The organism is Streptomyces sp. NBC_01241 (assembly GCF_041435435.1).
Lineage (GTDB): Bacteria > Actinomycetota > Actinomycetes > Streptomycetales > Streptomycetaceae > Streptomyces.
On record NZ_CP108494.1, the window covers coordinates 8,335,093 to 8,356,201 of the forward strand.

A 21,109-nucleotide genomic window follows, 5' to 3' on the forward strand; every position below is an offset into this window, starting at 1 on the left:
TCGGTCCATGGGTTCCACTGAGCGGTCGCCGAAACGTTCGCTTTCGGGTGACTTCGCGGCCGGTTGCCGCTGGAGCCCCGACCGCGATACCCCACCATCGCTACCAGCCGGATCCGCCCGGCGTTGGGAGATTGCCATGCACATTCTGATCGTGGCGAGCGCGTTCAACAGTCTCACTCAGCGTGTTCATGCCGAGCTGAGGGATCGCGGTCACGCCGTGGCGGTGGAGCTCGCAACTCGGGACGGTTCCGCTCGCGACGCGTCGCTGCGGCGAGCCGTCCGCGAGTTCGCGCCCGACCTCATCCTGGCCCCCTTGCTGAAGACCGCCATCCCCCGGGACGTGTGGGCGGCGCACACCTGCCTCGTCGTCCACCCCGGCCCGCCCGGCGATCGCGGGCCGTCCTCCCTCGACTGGGCCATCCACGAGGACGCGGACACCTGGGGTGTGACGGTCCTGCAGGCCGACGAGGAGATGGATGCCGGAGACATCTGGGCATCCGCCACCTTCGCGGTGCCTCGGGTGGGCAAGAGCGACCTGTACCGCAACGAGGTCTCCGACGCCGCGTTGCGGGCCGTGCACCTCGCCGTCGAGCGCTTCGCGTCCGGTACGTACGTCCCTCGCGCGCAGACCGGCGGGGACGAGGGGCTGCGCATCCGTACGCGGCCGTACTTCCGTCAGGAGCGCCGCCGTATCGACTGGGAGTCGGACTCCACGGAAGCGGTCCTGCGCAAGCTGCGGGCCGCCGACTCGTTCCCCGGAGTGCTCGACGAACTGCTCGGGGACGCATGGTTTCTGCACGGGGGGCACCCGGAGCACGAACTGCGCGGCAGGCCGGGCGAGCTGGTGGCCGTACGGGCAGGGGCCGTCTGCCGGGCGACGACCGACGGCGCGGTGTGGATCCCCGAACTCCGCCCCCGCCGCTCGCCGGGCGGGCCCGCCACGTTCAAACTGCCCGCTGTGACGGCGCTCGCCGGGCGTCTGCCCGCACTGCCCGAGCATCCCGCGCCGCTGTACGAGGAAGGGGGCCGGCACGGCTGGAGCGACATCGGCTACCGGGAGGTGGGACAGGCCGGGTTCCTCTCGTTCTCCTTCCCCGGCGGTGCGATGAGCACGGCGCAGTGCCGACGCCTGCACGACGCCTACCGGGTGGCCTGCCGACGGCCCACCTCGGTGCTGGTGCTGGGAGGCGGCCGGGACTTCTTCTCCAACGGCATCCACCTCAATGTCATCGAGGCCGCCGCCGACCCCGGCGAGGAGTCGTGGGCCAACATCAACGCCATGGACGACCTCGTGGAGGCCGTACTGACCACCACCGACCGGCTGGTGGTCTCCGCGGTGGGCGGCAACGCGGCCGCGGGCGGGGTGATGCTCGCCCTGGCCGCCGACGAGATCTGGTGCAGGTCGGGCGCGGTGCTGAACCCGCACTACCGACTGATGGGGCTGTACGGCTCCGAGTACTGGACGTACACGCTGCCGCGCCGGGTGGGGAGCGCCGCCGCGGATCGCCTCACCGGCGATGCGCTGCCCGTGAGCGCGGCAGCCGCGGTGCGGCTCGGACTGGCCGACCGGACGGTCGACTGCGCCGCCCAGTCGTTCACGGACGAGGTCACCCGGCTGGCGGCCCGCCTCGCCGCGTCGCCCGCGGCACAGGCGCGGATCGCGGCGAAGAAGGCCGAACGGGACCGGGACGAGGCCCACAGACCGCTGGCCGACTACCGCGAGCAGGAGTTGGCGGCGATGCGGCGGACCTTCTTCGACCCACGGTCGTCCTACCACGCGCTGCGGCGCGCGTTCGTCCACAAGGATCCCCCCTCGGACCGCCCCTCGCACCTCGTCGCGGCAGCCGGATCCGCAGGGGAACGGCCTGCTTTTGCGCCCGGCGTCACCGCACTGGCGGCGCACGATGGTGTACCCGCGCCGAAGGCCTGTTACCAACAACAGTGAGGGCCGATGTGTCGGCCTTCACTGTTGTCTCTTTCCAGGGAGGCATCCTCATGGATGCAACAACGTCGAACACCGTGGACGCACCCACTGCGGCCACCGGAGAAGAGTCCCCGATCCATATCCTCTGGATCAACGCGGGGCTGAGCTGTGACGGCGACTCGGTGGCCCTGACCGCCGCGATGCAGCCCAGCATCGAAGAGATCGTGACCGGTGCGCTGCCCGGTCTGCCCAAGATCGAGGTCCACTGGCCGCTGATCGACTTCGAATGCGGCCCGGTGGGCGGTGCGGACACGTTCATCGAGTGGTTCTTCAAGGGCGAGCGCGGCGAGATCGATCCCTTCGTCCTGGTCGTGGAGGGTTCCATCCCGAACGAGACCATCAAGGCGGAGGGCTACTGGTGCGGCTTCGGTGACAATCCGGAGACCGGCCAGCCGGTCACCACCAGCGAATGGATCGATCGCCTGGCGCCCAAGGCCCTGGCCGTCGTCGCCATCGGGACCTGCGCCACGTACGGCGGAATCCACGCGATGGCCGGCAACCCGACCGGTGCCATGGGCCTGCCCGACTATCTCGGCTGGGACTGGAAGTCGAAGGCCGGGATCCCGATCGTGTGCGTGCCCGGCTGCCCGATCCAGCCGGACAACTTCTCGGAGACCCTGACGTACCTGTTGTACCAGGCGGCCGGATCCGCTCCGATGATTCCGCTGGACGACAAGCTCCGACCGACCTGGCTGTTCGGCGCCACCGTGCACGAGGGGTGCGACCGGGCCGGGTACTACGAACAGGGTGAGTTCGCCGAGACCTACGACTCGCCCAAGTGCCTGGTCAAGCTCGGCTGCTGGGGCCCCGTCGTCAAGTGCAACGTTCCCAAACGCGGCTGGATGAACGGCATCGGAGGCTGCCCGAACGTGGGTGGCATCTGCATCGCCTGCACCATGCCGGGCTTCCCCGACAAGTTCATGCCGTTCATGGACGAACCGCCGGGCGCCAAGGTCTCCGCCACCGCCAGCGGCGCGTACGGCGCGGTCATCCGCAAGCTCCGGTCGATCACGGCGAAGACCGTGGACAAGGAGCCCAAGTGGCGGCACAAGAGGGACCGGCTGACCACGGGCTACCGGCCTCCGTGGTGAACCCGTCCAGGACACCGACGGCATAGTGCACCTTCCGGTGACGACCCCACCTCACGCTTCTCAGAAGGGCTACGGCACACACGATGGCACCGACAACGAAGGCGGCCGGCGACGGCAGCGGCCTGGTCGAGATGGCCTGGGATCCGATCACCCGGATCGTGGGCAGTCTCGGCATCCACACGAAGATCGACTTCAAGCAGAAGCGGGTCGCGGAGTGCTACAGCACCTCGTCGGTCTTCCGTGGCTACAGCGTCTTCATGCGGGGCAAGGACCCCAGGGACGCCCATTTCATCACCAGCCGCATCTGCGGGATCTGCGGCGACAACCACGCCACGTGTTCCGTGTATGCGCAGAACATGGCGTACGGGGTGAAGCCGCCGCACCTCGGTGAGTGGATCATCAACCTCGGTGAGTCCGCGGAGTACATGTTCGACCACAACATCTTCCAGGAGAACCTGGTCGGGGTCGACTACTGCGAAAAGATGGTCCGCGAGACCAATCCCGGTGTCCTGGAACTGGCCGAGCGCACCGAGGCGCCGCACGCCGGGGAGCACGGATACCGCACCATCGCCGACATCATGCGGTCGCTCAACCCCATCGAGGGTGAGTTCTACCGCGAGGCCCTCCAGGTGAGCCGCTACACGAGGGAGATGTTCTGCCTGATGGAGGGGCGTCATGTGCATCCCTCCACGCTCTACCCGGGCGGGGTGGGCACCGTCGCCTCCGTCCAGCTCTTCACGGACTACCTCAGCCGCCTCATGCGCTATGTGGAGTTCATGAAGCGGGTCGTGCCCCTGCACGACGACCTGTTCGACTTCTTCTACGAGGCCCTGCCCGGGTACGAAGAGGTCGGGCGCCGACGGGTGCTGCTCGGCTGCTGGGGGGCGCTCAACGACCCCGAGCACTGCGACTTCACCTACGCCAACATGAGCGACTGGGGACGGAGGATGTTCGTCACCCCGGGCGTGATCGTGGACGGCAAGCTGGTCACCAACGACCTGACCGAGATCAACCTCGGCATCCGGATCCTGCTGGGCAGTTCGTACTACGACGACTGGCAGGGCAAGGAGCAGTTCGTCACCCACGACCCGCTCGGCAACCCGGTCGACCCACGCCATCCATGGAACCAGCACACGATCCCCGCGCCGCAGAAACGGAACTTCGACGACAAGTACAGCTGGGTGATGTCGCCGCGCTGGTTCGACGGCAAGGACCATCTGGCCCTGGACACCGGCGGCGGGCCCATCGCCAGACTGTGGTCCACCGCCCTGTCCGGGCTCGTCGACGTCGGCTACGTCAAGGCCACCGGACACAGCGTCGTCATCAACCTGCCCCGCACCATGACCAAGCCCGAGACCACCTTCGAGTGGCAGATCCCGAAGTGGAGCAACGCGCTGGAGCGCAACCGCGCCCGCACCTACTTCCAGGCGTACGCGGCCGCGATCGCGCTGCACTGCGCCGAGAAGGGGCTTGAGGAGGTCCGCGCCGGACGTACCCAGACCTGGGAGAAGTTCGACGTCCCCGACGAGAGCATCGGCGTCGGATTCACCGAGGCCGTGCGGGGTGTGCTGTCCCACCACATGGTGATCAGAGACGGCAAGATCGCCAACTACCACCCCTACCCTCCGACGCCGTGGAACGCCAGCACCAGGGACACCTACGGAACTCCCGGGCCTTACGAGGACGCCGTGCAGAACACCCCGATCTTCGAGGAGAACCCGCCGGAGAACTTCAAGGGCATCGACATCATGCGCACCGTGCGCAGCTTCGACCCGTGCCTCCCGTGCGGTGTCCACATGTACGTCGGCGGGGGCCGAACCGTGCAGAAGATGCATGTGCCCACCGGTCTGAGCGGACTCGGCGGATGAGCCCGACCACGCATACCGCGACAGCGAAGGTGCCCGACGCGGAGCAGGCCGGGCGCCGCATCGAAGAGGTGCTCGAACAACTGACGACAGCCGGTGACCGGAAGACCTCGGCGACGGCCGAGGAACTGGTACGGGCCCTGATGGACTTCTACGGGGCAGGGCTGGCCCGGATCATCGACGGGCTCCTCGCCGCACCGGGCCGCGAGACCGGCGACACCCTGGACGCACTCCTGGGCGACGGCCTCGTGTCGAGCCTGCTGGTCCTGCACGACCTGCACCCCGAGGACACCGGCATGCGCATCGGGCGGGCCCTCGAAGCCGTCCGTGATCCCGTCGAGGTGGTGAGCTTCGACGACAGCACGGGCACCCTGCGCCTGCGGACCGCCGGCACGGGCGGCTGCGGCTGCGGCGGCGCGCCGGCCGCACAGCTGTCCGTCGAGAACTCCCTGGCCTGCTTCGCACCGGAAGTCACCACGGTCGAGATGGAGCCCGACTCCGCCGGTCGGGAACCGGCACTCCTTCAGATCGGAACCCGCCCGCCGCAAGGCGCGTCGACCGCCCGTCCGGCTCCGGCCGGGGCGTCATGAGCGCGGCTGGGACGAGGGCCGGGCGGTCCGCGCCCGCCAAGGGCGTACACACCCTGCGGCGGTTCGCGGCACCGCGCGAGCCGCGGCAAGAGCGGTGCGAACTGTGCGGAGTACCGGTCGCCGAGGACAGCCACCGGCATCTGGTGGACACCGAGCAACGGTCGCTGGCGTGCGCCTGCACTCCGTGCACCCTCCTCTTCGAGCGGCCCGGCGCCGCCCACGGCCGGTTCCTGAGCGTCCCGGACCGCTACCTCGCCGACCCCGACCACCGCCTCGACGACAACGCGTGGGAACTCCTGCAGATCCCGGTCAGCGTCGCCTTCTTCTTCCGCAACGCCGCCCTGGACCGGCTGGTGGCGCTCTACCCGAGCCCCGCCGGAGCCACCGAGAGCGAACTCGATCCTTCGACCTGGCAGACGGTCCTCGGCACCAGCCGTCTCGCCGAGCTGCTCGAACCCGACGTGGAAGCCTTGTTGTTGCGCCGCTTCGAGGGCCGGGCCCAGTGCTATCTGGTACCGATCGACATCTGCTACGAGCTGGTGGGACGTATGCGCCTGCGGTGGCAGGGCTTCGACGGCGGAGCCGAGGCCCGGGCCGATCTGCAGGCCTTCTTCGAACACATCGAACGCCGCACCGGGACCATGGTGGGGGAGCGCCGGCCATGACGGACTTCACCTTCACCTGCACCGGCGTGCGCGCCGATCCGTACGCCGCCGGCCCCACCCTCGTCTTCCGGCTGCGCATCACCGCGTCCGAGGAGGCGCGGGTCCACGCGCTCGCGCTGCGCTGCCAGATCCGCATCGAACCGGCCCGGCGCGGCTACGAACAGACGGAGGCCGAAGGCCTGACGGACCTGTTCGGAGAGCGTTCACGCTGGGGCCGCACACTCCAGCCCGTGCAGTTCGCCCAGGTCCCGGTCATGGTTCCCGCGTTCACCGGGGAAACCGAGACGGACGTCGTCGTGCCCTGCACGTATGACCTGGAGATCGCCGCGACGCGGTACATGAACGCGCTGACGGATGGTGAGGTGCCGCTCCTGATGCTCTTCTCCGGCACCGCCTTCACCGGTACCGGCGGCTTCAGGGTCGAGCCGGTGCCGTGGGACCTGGAGGCGCCGTTCCGGATGCCGGTGGTGGTGTGGCAGGAGATGGTCGATCAGCACTTTCCCGGGTGCGGCTGGATCCGCCTTCCCCGCGACACCATGGACGCGCTGCTCGAATTCCGCTCCCGGCACGCACTGCCGTCCTGGGAGGCGACCGTCCGGGCACTTCTGGACGCGCCCGGAACCATGGCCCTCCCGCCGGACGGAAGACTCGCCGACGCCGGGCTCGCCGGACTCGCCGAGAGGACGGCGCAATGACCACATCCGCGTTCACCCCCGCGCTGGAAGCCCGTTTCGCCGCCGCCCGGGGCGTGGCCGACGCGGTCCTCTTCGAGGGCTACGTCCTGTACCCGTACCGCGCGTCGGCGGCCAAGAACCGGCTCCGCTGGCAGTTCGGGGTGCTCGTGCCACCGGCCTGGGCGGCGGCCGCAGAGGAGCACGACTTCCAGCACACCGAGTGCCTGATGGAAGCGAAGGCGGACGCGACGCTGGCGGCCGAGGTGCGCTTCCTGCACGCCCAGCGCCGCACCGTGCAGCGGATCCGTGAGGACGGCACCTTCCGGACCGTCCCCGAACTCGATCTCACCGACCGGGTCCTGGTTCCCTGGGACGAGGGCGCGGAGGAACGGGTCGAAGTGCTCACCACCGTGGCCGAGCTCACCGGCGACGGCGTCGTCGTCCACTTCACGCGCCCGGCACGCGAGGAGTACGAAACGGTCCGCGACGAGGAGGGCCGGACCGTCGGTCGCCTGGTGCGCCGCTGCGCGGAGGTCAACGGCACGGTGAGGCTGTCCGCCGCCGAACTCGACGGCCCCTACCGGGCGATGCGGCTCACCGCCGTGGTGGAGAACACCAGCACCTGGACGCCGGACGCCGCTGACGCCGACCGCGATGCCGCGCTGCCCGGATCACTGGTGGCCACCCACCTCCTCCTGGGCCTCGACGCAGGCTCGTTCCTGTCGATGACGGACCCTCCCCAGTGGGCCAAGGGCGCGGTCGCGGGCTGCCGGAACCTGCACACCTGGCCCGTACTGGCCGGGGAGCCCGGCCGCGCGGACCTGATGCTCTCGTCCCCGATCATCCTGGAGGACCACCCGGCCATCGCCCCTGAGAGCCCCGGAGCGCTGTACGACTCCACGGAGATCGACGAGATCCTCGCCCTGCGGACGGCCGCGCTGACCGACCAGGAGAAGCGTGAGGCCCGGGGGACGGACGACCGGGCGGCCGCAGTGATCGACCTGGCCGACTCCATGCCCCCAGAGGTCCTGGAGCGGCTGCACGGCGCGGTGCGGGCCCTGCGCGAAGTCACCGGGCCGGGTGCGCCCGCGGCCGTCGCGGCCGACGGATTCCCGCACGTGCGGGAAGGGGCCGACGAGTACGACCTGATCAGGCCGGAGCAGCCGTGGTGGGACCCGGCGGGCGACGGCGGCGCCGACCCGGCGCACGACCGGATTCTGGTGGCCGGCCGGCCGGTGGGCGCGGGCAGCCGCGTACTGCTGAGACCGGGCCTGCGCCGTACCGACGCCCAGGACCTCTTCCTCAAGGACCGCAGCGCACTGGTCGAAGCGGTACTCCACGACGTGGACGGGGGAGTGCACCTCGCGGTCACCGTGGAGGGCGACCCCGGTGCGGACATCCGGCGCGAGCAGGGCCGGTTCCTCTACTTCCAGCCCGACGAGGTCGCCCCTCTGGAGGACGCATGACGGCGCCCTCGGAGCAGAGAGCGAGGACTCTGGTCGCAGGCGTCGGGAACATCTTCCTCGGCGACGACGGCTTCGGCGTCGAGACCGTACGACGACTGGTGTCGGGCCCCCTTCCCGGCCATGTCGAAGCGGTGGACATCGGGGTGCGCGGAGTCCATCTCGCGTACCAGCTCCTCGACGGGTACGACACGCTGGTCCTGATCGATGCCACGCAACGCGGCGGCGAGCCCGGAACGCTGTATCTGATCGAGGCCGACCGGCCCGGCAGTATCGAGCCGCAGGAAGCGCTGCTCGACGGCCACCGCATGTCCCCCGACGCGGTCCTGACCCTGCTGGAAACCCTGTGCGCCGGAACGGGCTGCACGCCCCCGGGGCGCACGCTGGTCGTCGGATGCGAACCCGCCCGCGTCGACGAGGGCATCGGCCTGAGCGAGCCCGTCGCGGCAGCCGTACCGGAGGCCGTGAACATGATCCTGCGCCTTGTGCGGGACGACGAACGGACCGCGCCGACCGCACAGTCGGCGGCCGGCCCGGCCATGAACTGAGGAGATGAACACCATCGTGAAGAAGATCATCCTCGGCGGCGCGGTCGCCGCCGCCGTTGCCGCACTCGTGGCCCAGGTCATGCCCGACATCAAACGCTACCTGAGGATTCGCGCCATGTGACGCCGTCGCATCTCTCACGCCCCGGGCTGCACCGAATGACGTACGCGGCGTGCGGCGTCGGCGAGCCAGCCCGGCTGCGGCCGTAACCCCCCGGTGTAATGACGCGGGCAGGACGGAGACCCATGCACGAGATGTCCATCGCCATGGCCGTCGTCGGCCAGGTGGAAGAAGCCGCCCGGGCCGAGGGCGCCGTAGCCGTCACATCGGTCCGGCTCCAGGTCGGCGAGCTCGCCGGGGTGGTCCCCGACGCACTGTCCTTCTGCTTCGAACTGGCCTGTGCCGGGACCGTGCTGGAAGGCGCCGAACTGGTGGTCGACTCCGTACGGGCGAGAGCACGCTGCGAGCCCTGCTCGGACGAATGGGCGGTCGGAATGCCACCGCAGCTGTGCTGCCCCGTGTGCGGTGAGGCAACCGCGGAACTGCTCTCGGGCCGCGAACTCCGGATCGCCGACGTCCATTGGGACGAGGGGCCTGCGCAGAGACGTATCCGTGAACCGATTTCCGAGGAGCGCTGAACCATGTGCCGTGTGGTCGATCTCCAACAGGCGGTACTCGCGAAGAACGACACAGCAGCGCACCGCCTGCGCACCGAACTCGCCGCCCGCGGCACCACGGTCGTCAATCTGCTCTCCAGCCCGGGCAGCGGCAAGACGGCACTGCTCGAACGGGAATTGGTACTCGCCAGGGAGACGGGCGTCCCCGTGGCCGCGCTCACCGCCGACCTGGCCACCGAGAACGATGCCACTCGCCTGGCCCGCTCGGGCGCCCCGGTCAAGCAGGTACTCACCGACGGACTCTGCCATCTGGAGGCCCGGATGCTGGGCGGGCACCTCGACGGGTGGCTGCCCGAGGACTCCCGGCTCCTGTTCGTCGAGAACGTGGGCAACCTGGTCTGCCCGGCCTCGTACGACCTCGGCGAAACACTGAGAGTCGTCCTCGCCTCGGTCACCGAGGGCGAGGACAAGCCGCTGAAGTACCCCACCGCCTTCGGGCTGGCGCACCTGGTGCTCGTCACCAAGACGGACATCGCCGAGGCGGTGGAGTTCGACGAGGAAGCGTTCCGCGCCCATGTCGAGCAGGTCAACCCCGGTGTGGAGGTGCTCCTCACCTCCGCCCGGCGCGGTGACGGTGTCGGAGCGCTCCTCGAACGGGCGCTGGCGGCCTCGAACGGCGCCCCGGTCCACCGGCCCGTCATGGCCCAGCAGCACCGGTCCACGCACACCCATGCCCACGTGGAACACGGCGAGGCCTCTCACGACGGACCCCACACGCATCCCTGCGAAGACGAGCCGGACGCCACGACGGATGCGTCCGGTGCCACGGCGCACACCCGCCCGTGACGACCCAACGGTCCGGCCCGGCCACGGGCGAGCCGGTGGAGCGCCGCCGGATCACCGTCCGTGGCATCGTCCAGGGCGTCGGATTCCGGCCCTACCTGTACACGCGCGCCCTCGGCATGGGCCTGGCCGGTCACGTCACCAACACCCCCGAGGGTGTCGTCGCGGAAGTCGAGGGCTCACCGGCTGCGGTGGCCCTGTTCTGCGAAGGGATCGCCGCCGACGCACCGCCGATGGCCGTTCTCGATTCCATCGAGCACAGAGACGTTCCCGCAGCCGGCGGTGCGGGCTTCACCATCGTCGCCTCCCGGGCCGGCGGGCCTTCCCGGACGCTGGTCCCGCCGGACGTGGCCACCTGCGCCGACTGCCTTGTCGAGCTGGCCGATCCCGCGGACCGGCGCCACCGGCACCCCTTCATCACCTGCACCAACTGCGGGCCGCGGTTCACCATCGTCACGGAACTGCCGTACGACCGTGCGCACACCACCATGGCCCGATTCCCCATGTGCCCGGACTGTGCCCGCGAATACGCGGACCCGGCGGACCGCCGCTTCCATGCCCAGCCGGTCGCCTGCCACCGATGCGGGCCCCGCCTCGATCTGCTGGTGGCACACCCGGATCCGGACAAGCCCCCGCGTCGGGCGCCCGGGACGGATCCGGTCGCCGAGGCCCGCCGGCTCCTGGCCGGCGGCGCGATCCTCGCAGTCAAGGGGCTCGGTGGCTACCATCTCGCCTGCGATGCGGCCAACCCCCGGGCCGTGGCCGCACTGCGCCGCCGCAAGGCCCGTGGCGACAAGCCGTTCGCTCTGATGGCCCGCGACATCAGCGACATCGAACACCTCGTCCACGTCGGCGCCGAGGAGCGGACCCTGCTCACCGGCGTCGCCCGGCCGATCGTCCTGCTGAGGCGTCGCAGCCACGCCGTTCTGGGACCGGGCGCTCCGGCACCGTCGGACGACGTCGCCCCGGGCAGCCCCGACCTCGGCGTCATGCTCGCCTACACCCCTCTGCACCACCTGCTCCTCGGCCTGCCCGGCGACCCGGCCGGGCCCCGCCTGCTCGTCATGACCAGCGGCAACGTGGCCGGGGAGCCGATCGTCACGGACGACGCCGAGGCGCTGGACCGGCTCGCCCCCCTGGCCGACGCCTGGCTGACCCACGACCGCCCGATCCATGTACCGTGCGACGACTCCGTCGTACGTGTCTGTGACGGGGAACCGCTGACCGTACGCCGCTCACGCGGTTACGCCCCCCGGCCCCTCGAACTGCCCTTTCCGGTAGCGGCGATCCTCGCCGCGGGCGGTGACCTCAAGAACATCCTGTGCCTGGCGGAAGGGCGCCGGGCCTGGCTGTCCGCTCACATCGGTGACATGGACGACCTCGCCACCCAACACGCCTTCGAGCACGCCGGACAGCAGCTGGAGACCATCACCGGGGTGCGGCCCGGCACCCTGGCCGTCGACGCGCACCCCGGATACCGCTCGGGACGGCTGACCCGACGTCTGGCCGGTGAACGGCAGGTGGTACGCGTACAGCACCATCACGCGCACATCGCCTCGGCGATGGCCGAGCACGGCCTGGACGGCACACTGCGCGTGATCGGCGTCGCGTTCGACGGCACCGGCTACGGCGACGACGGAGCCGTGTGGGGCGGCGAGTTCCTGCTGGCGGACTACGACGGATACCACCGGTTCGGGCATCTCGCGTACGTCCCCCTGCCCGGTGGCGACGCCGCCGTACACCGCCCGTACCGCATGGCCCTGGCGCATCTGCACGCGGCGGGAATCGACTGGGCGCGCGACCTGCCGTGCACGGCTGCCTGTGACGTCGATGAACTGGACGTACTCTCAAGGCAGTTGGAGCGGAACCTTCATTGCGTTCCCACCTCCAGCATGGGCAGGCTGTTCGACGCGGTCTCCTCCCTCACCGGCATCTGCCACCGGGCCGGATACGAGGCCCAGGCCGCCGTCGAACTCGAAACCGCCGCGCTCGGAACGGTTGTGGACGACTGCGGCGGATACGAGTTCGCGCTCCGTCATCCCGCACCGGACAGCGCGAGCTCACTGATCGCCGACCCCGCGCCCGTACTTTCGGCGGTGATCGAGGATGTGCGCGCGGGTACCGCGCCGGGTGTCGTCGCGGCACGCTTCCACGAGGCGGTGGCCGCCCTCGTGCGCAGCACTTGCGTCCTGGCGCGTCAGCAGCACGGCCTGGACACCGTGGCCCTGACCGGCGGAGTCTTCGCCAACACGCTGCTCTCCTCGGCCTGCGCCCGGACGCTGCGCGACCTCGGCTTCACCGTTCTGAGACACCACCAAGTTCCCCCGAACGACGGCGGGCTGGCGCTGGGGCAAGTGATGGTCGCCGCCCGGACCCACGCCCCCGGAACACCCGAAGGCCGCCTCGGCGCGGCGCGGGGAGGCGCGGCCACCCACTAACAAGCGCGCCCGGCAGGACCGGGCGGGCGGGAGCAACCACAGCGAGGAGAAGCCATGTGCCTGGCGGTGCCCGGCAGAGTACTGGAAATCGAGGAACGGGACGGCACACGCATGGCCACCGTCGACTTCGGCGGAGTGGTCAAGGAAGCGTGTCTGGAGTATCTGCCGGACCTTCAGGTCGGCGAGTACGCCATCGTCCACGTGGGGTTCGCCCTGCAGAAACTGGACGAGGAGTCGGCCAGGCAGACGCTGGAGCTGTTTACCCAACTCGGCATGCTCCAGGAGGAGTTCGGCGATCCATGGGAAATGGCGGCAGAGGCCGGCGGACTGCCGTTGCCCGGCGCGGCCGAGGCATCGCAGGAGGCGCGGCAGTGAAGTACATCGACGAATTCCAGGACCCCGAGCTGGCCCGCGGGCTGCTCGACGAGATCCGCTCCACCGTGACCAGGCCGTGGGCGTTGATGGAGGTCTGCGGCGGGCAGACCCACACCATTATCCGGCACGGCATCGACCAACTCCTGCCGGACCAGGTGGAACTGATCCACGGACCGGGCTGCCCCGTCTGCGTCACCCCGCTGGAAGTCATCGACAAGGCGCTGGAGATCGCCTCCCGTCCCGAAGTGATCTTCTGTTCCTTCGGCGACATGCTCCGCGTCCCCGGCACCGGACGGGACCTCTTCCGGGTCCGCAGCGAGGGCGGAGACGTACGCGTCGTCTACTCCCCGCTCGACGCACTGAAGATCGCCCAGCAGAACCCGGACCGGGAGGTGGTGTTCTTCGGAATCGGCTTCGAAACCACCGCTCCCCCCAACGCAATGACGGTCTATCAGGCACGCAGGCTCGGCATCCGCAACTTCAGTCTGCTCGTGTCCCATGTCCGGGTGCCACCCGCGATCGAGGCGATCATGCGGTCGCCGAACTGCCGGGTTCAGGCATTCCTCGCCGCAGGGCATGTGTGCAGTGTGATGGGCCTGGGCGAATATCCCGAGCTGGCCGAACGGTTCGGTGTCCCGATCGTGGTCACGGGATTCGAACCGCTGGACATTCTGGAAGGTGTACGCCGCACCGTGGTTCAGTTGGAACGCGGCGAACATTCCGTGGACAACGCCTACCCCCGCGCGGTGCGCCCCGAGGGGAATCCCGCCGCACTGGCCATGCTGGAGGACGTCTTCGAGGTGACGGACCGGGCCTGGCGCGGCATCGGCGTCATCCCCGGCAGTGGCTGGCGGCTCGCCCCGCGCTATCGGGACTACGACGCCGAATACCGCTTCCAGGTGTCCGGTATCGACACCCGTGAACCCGCCCAATGCCGCAGCGGAGAGGTCCTGCAGGGCCTGCTGAAGCCTCACGAATGCGAGGCGTTCGGCACCGTCTGCACCCCTCGCACCCCACTCGGAGCCACCATGGTCTCCAGCGAGGGCGCCTGTGCCGCGTACTACCTCTACCGGCGGCTGGACATGAACAAGACCGCACCTCTGGAGGCGAGCCCCGTTGGCTGAGACCGTCGAGACCCCCACGCGCGGCGACCGGGCCGTTTCGGCAACGCCCCCCTCCGGCATCGCGCCACTCGATCCCACAGCATGGACGTGCCCGGCCCCGCTGCGGGATCATCCGCGCATCGTCATGGGCCACGGCGGTGGCGGCGCGCTCTCCGCCGAACTGGTCCAGCACATCTTCGCCCCTGCCTTCGGAGGCGACACGCTCGCGCAGCTGGGCGATTCGGCGTCCGTGCAGCTGGGCGGCGCCCGACTGGCCTTCTCCACCGACTCCTTCGTGGTGCGGCCGTTGTTCTTCCCCGGTGGCAGCATCGGCGACCTCGCGGTCAACGGCACCGTCAACGACCTGGCCATGAGCGGTGCGCGTGCCGCCTATCTGTCCTGCGGATTCATCCTGGAGGAGGGCGTCGAGCTCTCCGTCGTCGCGCGTGTCGCCGAGGCCTTCGGCGCCGCCGCGCGCGAGGCGGGCGTCGAGGTGGTGACGGGGGACACCAAGGTGGTCGAAGCCGGTCATGGTGACGGCATCTTCATCAACACCGCCGGCATCGGCCTCATCCCGCCCGGCGTGGACCTGCGGCCGCAGCGGGTCGTTCCGGGTGACGTCGTGATCGTGAGCGGGGCGATCGGTGTCCACGGCGTGGCAATCATGAGCGTGCGCGAGGGGCTGGAGTTCGGAGTCGAGATCGCGAGCGACTGTGCCGCCCTGGGCGGACTCGTGGAGGCCATGCTCGCGGTCACCCCGGACCTGCACGTACTGCGCGACCCCACCCGTGGGGGGCTCGCCGCGTCCCTCAACGAGATCGCGGCCGCTTCGGGCACCGGCGTCCTGATCCAGGAGCGGCACGTCCCCGTTCCCGCGCCGGTGGCCAACGCCTGCGCCATCCTCGGGCTCGACCCGATGTACGTTGCCAACGAAGGGAAGCTGGTGGCGTTCGTACCGCGCGAACACGCCGACGCGGTCCTGGACGCGATGCGGGCACACCCGTTGGGCCGGGACGCGGCGGTGATCGGTGCGGCGGTGGACGCCCACCCGGGCATGGTGGTGGCCCGCACGGGGCTCGGCGGGACGCGCGTGGTCGACCTGCCGGTCGGGGAGCAGTTGCCGCGGATCTGCTGACGTCATCGTTGCGTCGTGCGGGTCCGGTTGCATCGAACCGGCCAATTCGACTACAGCACCACGCGCCGCGCGTGGTACTCGTACTCGTACGGGACCGGGGCACTGCTGCTCGGCCTCGGCGCCCTGGCCTTCGCCGCGGCGCCCGGCTTCGGAGCGCGGGGAGCACTGCTGGTGCTCGGCGCCGCCGTCGTCCTGCTGACGTTCGCCGAACGGCTCCAGGTCGGCGCCTCGTGGACCCTCTCCTTCGACCTGGCACCGGAGCGGTCACGCAGCGCCTACCTGGTGCTGTTCAACACGAGTCGAACCGTCGCCAACCGGGTCGCGGGCCCGGTGCTGATGACCGGCGTCGTCCTCGCCCTCGGAACGGTCGGCTGGATCGCCCTCGCCTGCGTCCTGCTGCTCAGTGCGCTCGTTCCCTTCGCGATGCTGCGCGGACCGGGCGGCACCGGCGGGCGCCACGTCCTCGACGCACCCACCGTGCCGCCCCACCGCCCCACCGCCCCACCGCCCCACCGCCCCACCGGCCCGCCGGTACGGCGCGGTGGCCGGACCCCGACGTCATTCCACCCGCACCCAGTCCAGGGTGCGCTCGACCGCCCGCTTCCAATCGGCGTACCCCGCGGCGCGCCGCTCCTCACTCCACTGCGGTTCCCAGCGCTTCGCCTCCTGCCAGTGCTCCCGCAACTCGCCCTGGTCGCGCCAGAATCCCGTGGCGAGACCCGCCGCGTACGCGGCGCCCAGCGCGGTGGTCTCGGCGACGACGGGGCGGCTGACGGGCACCCCGAGGACATCCGCCTGGATCTGCATGCACAGGTCGTTGGCCGTGACCCCGCCGTCGACCTTGAGCACATCGAGATGGACGCCGGAGTCCTGTTCCATCGCGTCCACCACGTCGCGGCTCTGGTAGCAGATGGCCTCCAGAGTGGCCCGCGCCAGATGGGCGTTGGTGTTGTAGCGGGCGAGGCCGACGATGGCCCCGCGGGCGTCCGAGCGCCAGTACGGGGCGAAGAGGCCCGAAAAAGCCGGCACGAAGTACATCCCGCCGTTGTCCTCGACGGTCCGGGCGAGCCATTCGCTCTCGGCGGCCTCGGTGATGATCTTCATCTGGTCCCGGAGCCACTGCACAGCGGACCCCGTGACCGCGATGGAGCCCTCCAGGGCGTAGACCGCCGGACTCTTCCCGAACCGGTAGGCGACGGTGGTGAGCAGGCCGTGCCGCGACCGGATCGGCTTCGTACCGGTGTTGAGCACGAGGAAGTTGCCGGTGCCGTACGTGTTCTTCGCTTCGCCCGGCTCGAAGCACACCTGCCCCACGGTGGCCGCCTGCTGGTCGCCGAGCACCCCGGTGACCGGGATCGCGGCCCGCAGGGGCCGGGACGTGCGTGTACGGCCGTACGCCTCGGGGTCGGAGGACGGGTTGATGACCGGCAGCATCGCCCTCGGAATGCCGAAGATGTCCAGCAGTTCGTCGTCCCAGTCGAGCGTCTCCAGGTTCATCAGCATCGTACGGCTGGCATTGGTCACGTCGGTGGCGTGGATGCCGCCGTCGGGGCCGCCGGTGAGATTCCACAACACCCAGCAGTCCGTGTTCCCGAACACCGCGTGGCCCCGCTCCGCGGCCGCGCGGACCCCCTCGATGTTTTCGAGGATCCACTTGATCTTCCCGCCGGAGAAGTAGGTGGCCGGAGGCAGCCCCGACTTGTGCCGGATGACCTCGCCGTGCCCCTCGTTCTCCAGGGCCCGGGCGATCGAGTCGGTACGGGTGTCCTGCCACACGATGGCGTTGCAGTACGGACGGCCGGTGCGGGGATCCCAGACGACGGTGGTCTCACGCTGGTTGGTGATCCCGATGGCATCGAGATCGGTGGCGCCGAGACCACTGGTGCGCAGAGCGTTCTGCATGACCGAGTTGGTGCGCTCCCAGATCTCCACCGGGTCGTGTTCCACCCAGCCGGGCCGGGGCAGAATCTGCTCGTGCTCCAACTGGTGCTTGGCCACTTCGTTTCCGTCGTGGTCGAAGACCATGAAACGGCTGCTGGTGGTACCTTGATCCACCGCGCCGATGAAGTCCGCCATGGCATGCCGCCTTTCCGCGGTCCGCACTCGGTGAAGGAACCGGGCGTCAATTCTCCGAAGGCAGGGGAAGGGTGCCCTCCGGCTCCGCTTCCGCTGCGGGCAGGAAGCGGCCGATCAAGGCCTGGTAGAGGAAAGCGCCGACCGGGCCGCCCACGAGCGGGCCCACGATCGGCACCCAGAAGTAGAGATTCCCGTACTGGTCCCGCCACGCCCCTCCGTAGCCGGTGAGGAAACTCGCGAGCCGGGGCCCGAGGTCACGAGCCGGATTGATGGCGTACCCGGCGTTCGTCCCGAACGCCATACCGATGGCCACGATGATGAGACCCACGATGAACGGGCTGAGATGGGCGCCCGGTGGCGTATTGAGCAGATCCGTGACGGCGAAGATCAACAGCATAAGAATGGCGGTGCCGATGACCTGGTCCCGCAGCGCGCCCCACTCGTGGACAGGAAGTGCGGGGTTGCCGTTGGCAGGCAGCGTGGAGAAGACGAATTGCGTTTTGATGGTGTGTCCGGGATCCGCCTTGGCCAGGGCCTCGGTGTAATTCCAACGCACCAGTAACGCACCGATGAACGCCCCGGCGAACTGCGCGACGGTGTAGGGAGCCACCTTCTTCCAGGGGAAATCCTTGAAAGCGGCGAGCGAGAGAGTCACCGCGGGATTGAGATGGGCTCCGCTCAGTCTGCCCGCCACATAGATACCCAGAGTGACTCCGAGCCCCCAAGCCCACGCGATGCTGTCGTGATTCCCGAGCCCGCCCGGCGGTTCGGTGAGTGCTCCGCCCGCCACGACCTGGGCCACCACGCCACAGCCGAACAGGATGAGAATCATCGTGCCGAGGAATTCCGCCGAGAGTTCCCCGACGAATCCCGACGCCTTGAGCCGCTCCATGGGCATCTCGCTTCCTGACCGGGTGCACGACCGTTGGCGGCATGGATCCACATGTGAGCGTAAACGCAGAGAATCGCTCCCGCATTCGGTGGCGGGGACGCCGGCGACGGCGCCCGGCACATTCCATGAATGGGCGTGACCGGCGCCTGGTTCAGTCCACGTCGACGTTGTCGAAAGAGATCTTCGTTGCCCGGCTTCAGCGTTGCCCGGCTTCAGCGGACGGTGGCGGCCACCGCGTCACCGGCCGCCACCCCGTCACCGGCTCCCACCGCTTCCTCTGCGGGAGTGTCGTGCAGGCCGAGGCGCAGGTGCTCGACGTGGAAGAGGGCCTGGTCGAGGAGTTCGGCGACGTGGTTGTCGTACAGCGCGTAGATCACCGAGCGGCCCCGGCGCTCGCCGGTGACCAGGCCGAGGTTGCGCAGCAGCCGCAGCTGATGGGAGCAGGCGGACTGTTCCATGCCGACCGCGTCGGCGAGCTCCGTCGCCGGGCAGGGCCCCTCCTGGAGACGGGCGAGGATGCGGAGCCGGGACGGGGTGGCAAGAGCCTGCAGGGTGGTCGCCACATCGGCGGCCCCCACGGCGTCGAGGCGCTCGCGCGCGGTGGCAGTGTTCGCGTCAGCTCCGTGGCCCATGCCCTACATCCTACGGAGATGAACACATGAATGCGTGTTCATGTAATCCTGTATGGTGCGGGGGTCGAAAAACTCCGCCTTCTCGTGTGAAGGATCAACCTCCATGTCTTTCACCCTCACCCGGCCGCCTTCGCCGGCCGACCCGGTCCGGGACGCCGTCGTCACCGGACGGCGCACCCGGATCCTGGCTCTTCCCGAGGTCCGCTGGGCCGCGGCGGCCCTCGGGCTGTTCCTGTCGGCGCTGTCCCTGCACCTGCTCGGCGCTCCGTGGTGGGCCTGGGGCCCGCTGTACGCGCTGACGTACGTCGCGGGCGGCTGGGCGCCCGGCTGGGAGGGCCTCAAGGCGCTCAAGGACCGGACATTGGACGTGGATCTGCTGATGGTCGTCGCCGCCCTCGGGGCGGCGGCGATCGGGCAGGTGCTGGACGGCGCACTGCTGATCGTCATCTTCGCCACGTCGGGCGCCCTGGAGGCGTTCGCCACCGCACGGACCGCCGACTCGGTGCGCGGCCTGCTCGGCCTCGCCCCCGCCACGGCGGCCCGCCTCGGCGACGGCGGTGCCGAAGAGGCCGTGCCCACCGCGCAGTTGAGGATCGGGGACGTGATCCTGGTGCGCCCCGGTGAGCGCGTCGGCGCCGACGGCCGGGTCCTCGACGGGGCCAGTGAGGTCGATCAGGCGACCATCACCGGCGAGCCGCTGCCGGTGGCCAAGGAGCAGGGCGACGAGGTCTTCGCCGGGACGCTGAACGGCACCGGGGCGCTACGGGTCGCGGTGGAGCGTGACCCGTCCGATTCGGTGATCGCCCGGATCGTCGCCATGGTCGAGGAGGCCTCCGGGACGAAGGCTCCCACCCAGCTGTTCATCGAGAAGGTCGAACAGCGGTACTCCATCGGCATGGTGGCGGCCACCCTCGCCCTGTTCACCCTGCCGCTCGCCTTCGGCGCGGAACTGCAGCCGACGCTGCTCCGGGCGATGACCTTCATGATCGTGGCGTCTCCGTGCGCCGTGGTCCTGGCCACCATGCCGCCGCTGCTGTCCGCGATCGCCAACGCGGGACGACACGGCGTGCTGATCAAGTCCGCCGTCGTGATGGAGCGCCTCGGACAGGTCGACGCCGTGGCCCTCGACAAGACCGGCACCCTGACCGAAGGCGCCCCACACGTCACCGACATCCGCCCCCTGGCCGCCTCCGGCCTGACCACGGACGCCCTGCTCACCCTCGCGGCGGCGGCCGAGCACCCCAGCGAGCACCCCCTCGCGCGGGCCGTCACCGACGCGGCCCGGACGCGGGGTCTCGCGCTGCCCGCCGTGACGGACTTCGTCTCCACCCCTGGTACCGGTGTCATCGCGACGGTGGACGGCCGCACCGTTGCCGTCGGCAGCCCTGCCCGTCTGCTGGACGGCCGCCCCCACGAAGGGGTCGCCGAACTCGCCGCACAACTGGAGGAAGACGGCCGTACCGCCGTGCTGGTGGTCCTCGACGGCACACCCGTCGGCGCTCTGGGCATCGCCGACCGGCTGCGCACCGACGCCCCGGAAACCGTCACCCGACTCACCGCCCTCACCGGCAGCACACCGGTGCTGGTCACCGGCGACAATCCGCGCGCCGCCGCTCGCCTGGGCGCCGAGGCCGGGATCGGCGACGTCCGGGCCGGTCTGCTGCCACAGGACAAGGTGCGCGCCGTCAAGGAACTGGAGAGCGCCGGACGGAAGGTCCTCGTGGTCGGGGACGGGGTCAACGATGCCCCGGCACTGGCCGCCGCCCACACCGGTATCGCCATGGGCAGAGCCGGCTCCGACCTCGCCCTGGAGACCGCCGACGCCGTCGTCGTCCGCGACGAACTCGCCACCATCCCCACCGCCGTGGCGCTCTCGCGCCGGTGCCGCCGCCTCGTGGCGCAGAACCTGGTGATCGCGGCCGTCTTCATCACCGGCCTCGTCATCTGGGACCTGACCGGCACGCTGCCGCTGCCGCTGGGCGTCGCCGGGCACGAGGGCTCCACCGTCATCGTCGGCCTCAACGGACTGCGCCTGCTGCGCGACGCCGCCTGGACGCGCGCCCGCAACGACGGGTGAGCCACCGTGCCTGGCACGCACGGGCCGTTCGTCCTCGTACGCG

Annotated in this window: 19 protein-coding genes; 16 read left to right on the forward strand and 3 right to left on the reverse strand. The window is 70.1% G+C overall.

The annotated features are described in order from the left end of the window. Nucleotides 1–136 precede the first annotated feature (136 nt). The 15 genes from OG306_RS37750 (at nucleotide 137) to hypE (ending at nucleotide 15,389) form a co-directional block, all read left to right on the forward strand. Complete coding sequence (locus OG306_RS37750; protein WP_266751069.1) at nucleotides 137–1,945, forward strand: hydrogenase maturation protein; 1,809 nt, start codon at nucleotides 137–139, stop codon at nucleotides 1,943–1,945. A gap of 50 nt (nucleotides 1,946–1,995) precedes the next feature. Beyond that, nucleotides 1,996–3,075, forward strand: a complete 1,080-nt coding sequence (locus OG306_RS37755) for a hydrogenase expression protein HypE (RefSeq protein WP_266751071.1) — start codon at nucleotides 1,996–1,998, stop codon at nucleotides 3,073–3,075. 83 nt (nucleotides 3,076–3,158) lie between these two features. Then, on the forward strand, nucleotides 3,159–4,943 hold the full coding sequence (locus OG306_RS37760) for a nickel-dependent hydrogenase large subunit (protein ID WP_266751072.1): 1,785 nt from the start codon (nucleotides 3,159–3,161) through the stop codon (nucleotides 4,941–4,943). Further along, nucleotides 4,940–5,530, forward strand: coding sequence for a hypothetical protein (locus tag OG306_RS37765; protein WP_266751074.1), 591 nt, complete (start codon nucleotides 4,940–4,942; stop codon nucleotides 5,528–5,530). Before OG306_RS37760 ends, OG306_RS37765 begins: the two co-directional genes overlap by 4 nt. Then, nucleotides 5,527–6,195 carry a DUF5947 family protein gene (locus OG306_RS37770; protein ID WP_266751075.1) on the forward strand — a complete coding sequence of 223 codons (669 nt, stop codon included), beginning with the start codon at nucleotides 5,527–5,529 and terminating at the stop codon, nucleotides 6,193–6,195. The genes OG306_RS37765 and OG306_RS37770 overlap by 4 nt, the downstream gene beginning before the upstream one ends. Next, nucleotides 6,192–6,890 carry a DUF6084 family protein gene (locus OG306_RS37775; protein ID WP_266751076.1) on the forward strand — a complete coding sequence of 233 codons (699 nt, stop codon included), beginning with the start codon at nucleotides 6,192–6,194 and terminating at the stop codon, nucleotides 6,888–6,890. The genes OG306_RS37770 and OG306_RS37775 overlap by 4 nt, the downstream gene beginning before the upstream one ends. Next, nucleotides 6,887–8,335, forward strand: a complete 1,449-nt coding sequence (locus OG306_RS37780; RefSeq protein ID WP_266751078.1) for a hypothetical protein — start codon at nucleotides 6,887–6,889, stop codon at nucleotides 8,333–8,335. The genes OG306_RS37775 and OG306_RS37780 overlap by 4 nt, the downstream gene beginning before the upstream one ends. Continuing rightward, nucleotides 8,332–8,880, forward strand: coding sequence for a hydrogenase maturation protease (locus OG306_RS37785; RefSeq protein WP_266751079.1), 549 nt, complete (start codon nucleotides 8,332–8,334; stop codon nucleotides 8,878–8,880). The genes OG306_RS37780 and OG306_RS37785 overlap by 4 nt, the downstream gene beginning before the upstream one ends. Nucleotides 8,881–8,884: 4 nt before the next feature. Next, a complete protein-coding gene (locus OG306_RS37790; RefSeq protein WP_371666135.1) occupies nucleotides 8,885–9,001 on the forward strand; it encodes a DUF6893 family small protein in 117 nt (38 codons plus the stop codon). A gap of 122 nt (nucleotides 9,002–9,123) precedes the next feature. Continuing rightward, the gene (gene hypA / locus OG306_RS37795) at nucleotides 9,124–9,516 is read left to right on the forward strand and encodes a hydrogenase maturation nickel metallochaperone HypA (protein WP_266751080.1); all 393 of its coding nucleotides are present in this window, start codon (nucleotides 9,124–9,126) and stop codon (nucleotides 9,514–9,516) included. Nucleotides 9,517–9,519: 3 nt separating this feature from the next. Continuing rightward, nucleotides 9,520–10,341, forward strand: a complete 822-nt coding sequence (gene hypB, locus OG306_RS37800; protein ID WP_266751082.1) for a hydrogenase nickel incorporation protein HypB — start codon at nucleotides 9,520–9,522, stop codon at nucleotides 10,339–10,341. Next, nucleotides 10,338–12,776 (forward strand): carbamoyltransferase HypF, encoded by a 2,439-nt coding sequence (gene hypF, locus OG306_RS37805; RefSeq protein ID WP_371666136.1) that lies wholly within the window; start codon nucleotides 10,338–10,340, stop codon nucleotides 12,774–12,776. The genes hypB and hypF overlap by 4 nt, the downstream gene beginning before the upstream one ends. Before the next feature lie 54 nt (nucleotides 12,777–12,830). After that, nucleotides 12,831–13,151: a HypC/HybG/HupF family hydrogenase formation chaperone gene (locus OG306_RS37810; RefSeq protein ID WP_266751085.1), complete on the forward strand. Its 321-nt coding sequence runs from the start codon at nucleotides 12,831–12,833 to the stop codon at nucleotides 13,149–13,151. Then, the gene (hypD, locus tag OG306_RS37815; protein WP_266751087.1) at nucleotides 13,148–14,275 is read left to right on the forward strand and encodes a hydrogenase formation protein HypD; all 1,128 of its coding nucleotides are present in this window, start codon (nucleotides 13,148–13,150) and stop codon (nucleotides 14,273–14,275) included. Before OG306_RS37810 ends, hypD begins: the two co-directional genes overlap by 4 nt. A 124-nt stretch (nucleotides 14,276–14,399) precedes the next feature. Continuing rightward, nucleotides 14,400–15,389 (forward strand): hydrogenase expression/formation protein HypE, encoded by a 990-nt coding sequence (hypE, locus tag OG306_RS37820; protein WP_266752645.1) that lies wholly within the window; start codon nucleotides 14,400–14,402, stop codon nucleotides 15,387–15,389. A 558-nt stretch (nucleotides 15,390–15,947) separates the two neighbouring features. Here the strand turns inward: hypE and glpK are convergent. The 3 genes from glpK to OG306_RS37835 form a co-directional block, all read right to left on the reverse strand. After that, on the reverse strand, nucleotides 15,948–17,465 hold the full coding sequence (glpK, locus tag OG306_RS37825) for a glycerol kinase GlpK (protein WP_327258376.1): 1,518 nt from the start codon (nucleotides 17,463–17,465) through the stop codon (nucleotides 15,948–15,950). Between the two features lie 46 nt (nucleotides 17,466–17,511). Then, entirely contained in the window at nucleotides 17,512–18,357 is an 846-nt protein-coding gene (locus tag OG306_RS37830; protein WP_266751092.1) for an MIP/aquaporin family protein, read from the reverse strand. Nucleotides 18,358–18,569: 212 nt separating this feature from the next. Continuing rightward, entirely contained in the window at nucleotides 18,570–18,989 is a 420-nt protein-coding gene (locus OG306_RS37835; RefSeq protein ID WP_266751094.1) for an ArsR/SmtB family transcription factor, read from the reverse strand. Between the two features lie 103 nt (nucleotides 18,990–19,092). On the opposite strand from OG306_RS37835, the gene OG306_RS37840 reads away from it, so the two are divergent. Then, the gene (locus tag OG306_RS37840; protein WP_327258374.1) at nucleotides 19,093–21,066 is read left to right on the forward strand and encodes a heavy metal translocating P-type ATPase; all 1,974 of its coding nucleotides are present in this window, start codon (nucleotides 19,093–19,095) and stop codon (nucleotides 21,064–21,066) included. Nucleotides 21,067–21,109: the final 43 nt, after the last annotated feature.

Excerpts from the sequence above, each read along its gene's own strand:
- OG306_RS37785 (WP_266751079.1), top strand. The coding sequence starts at position 8,332 with ATGACGGCGCCCTCGGAGCAGAGAGCGAGGACTCTGGTCGCAGGCGTC.
- OG306_RS37790 (WP_371666135.1), top strand. The coding sequence starts at position 8,885 with ATGAACACCATCGTGAAGAAGATCATCCTCGGCGGCGCGGTCGCCGCC.
- OG306_RS37765 (WP_266751074.1), top strand. The coding sequence starts at position 4,940 with ATGAGCCCGACCACGCATACCGCGACAGCGAAGGTGCCCGACGCGGAG.
- OG306_RS37810 (WP_266751085.1), top strand. The coding sequence starts at position 12,831 with ATGTGCCTGGCGGTGCCCGGCAGAGTACTGGAAATCGAGGAACGGGAC.
- OG306_RS37775 (WP_266751076.1), top strand. The coding sequence starts at position 6,192 with ATGACGGACTTCACCTTCACCTGCACCGGCGTGCGCGCCGATCCGTAC.
- OG306_RS37830 (WP_266751092.1), bottom strand. The coding sequence starts at position 18,357 with ATGGAGCGGCTCAAGGCGTCGGGATTCGTCGGGGAACTCTCGGCGGAA.
- OG306_RS37760 (WP_266751072.1), top strand. The coding sequence starts at position 3,159 with ATGGCACCGACAACGAAGGCGGCCGGCGACGGCAGCGGCCTGGTCGAG.
- OG306_RS37770 (WP_266751075.1), top strand. The coding sequence starts at position 5,527 with ATGAGCGCGGCTGGGACGAGGGCCGGGCGGTCCGCGCCCGCCAAGGGC.
- glpK (WP_327258376.1), bottom strand. The coding sequence starts at position 17,465 with ATGGCGGACTTCATCGGCGCGGTGGATCAAGGTACCACCAGCAGCCGT.
- hypB (WP_266751082.1), top strand. The coding sequence starts at position 9,520 with ATGTGCCGTGTGGTCGATCTCCAACAGGCGGTACTCGCGAAGAACGAC.
- hypA (WP_266751080.1), top strand. The coding sequence starts at position 9,124 with ATGCACGAGATGTCCATCGCCATGGCCGTCGTCGGCCAGGTGGAAGAA.
- hypE (WP_266752645.1), top strand. The coding sequence starts at position 14,400 with ATGGGCCACGGCGGTGGCGGCGCGCTCTCCGCCGAACTGGTCCAGCAC.
- OG306_RS37780 (WP_266751078.1), top strand. The coding sequence starts at position 6,887 with ATGACCACATCCGCGTTCACCCCCGCGCTGGAAGCCCGTTTCGCCGCC.
- OG306_RS37750 (WP_266751069.1), top strand. The coding sequence starts at position 137 with ATGCACATTCTGATCGTGGCGAGCGCGTTCAACAGTCTCACTCAGCGT.
- OG306_RS37755 (WP_266751071.1), top strand. The coding sequence starts at position 1,996 with ATGGATGCAACAACGTCGAACACCGTGGACGCACCCACTGCGGCCACC.
- OG306_RS37840 (WP_327258374.1), top strand. The coding sequence starts at position 19,093 with ATGTCTTTCACCCTCACCCGGCCGCCTTCGCCGGCCGACCCGGTCCGG.
- OG306_RS37835 (WP_266751094.1), bottom strand. The coding sequence starts at position 18,989 with ATGGGCCACGGAGCTGACGCGAACACTGCCACCGCGCGCGAGCGCCTC.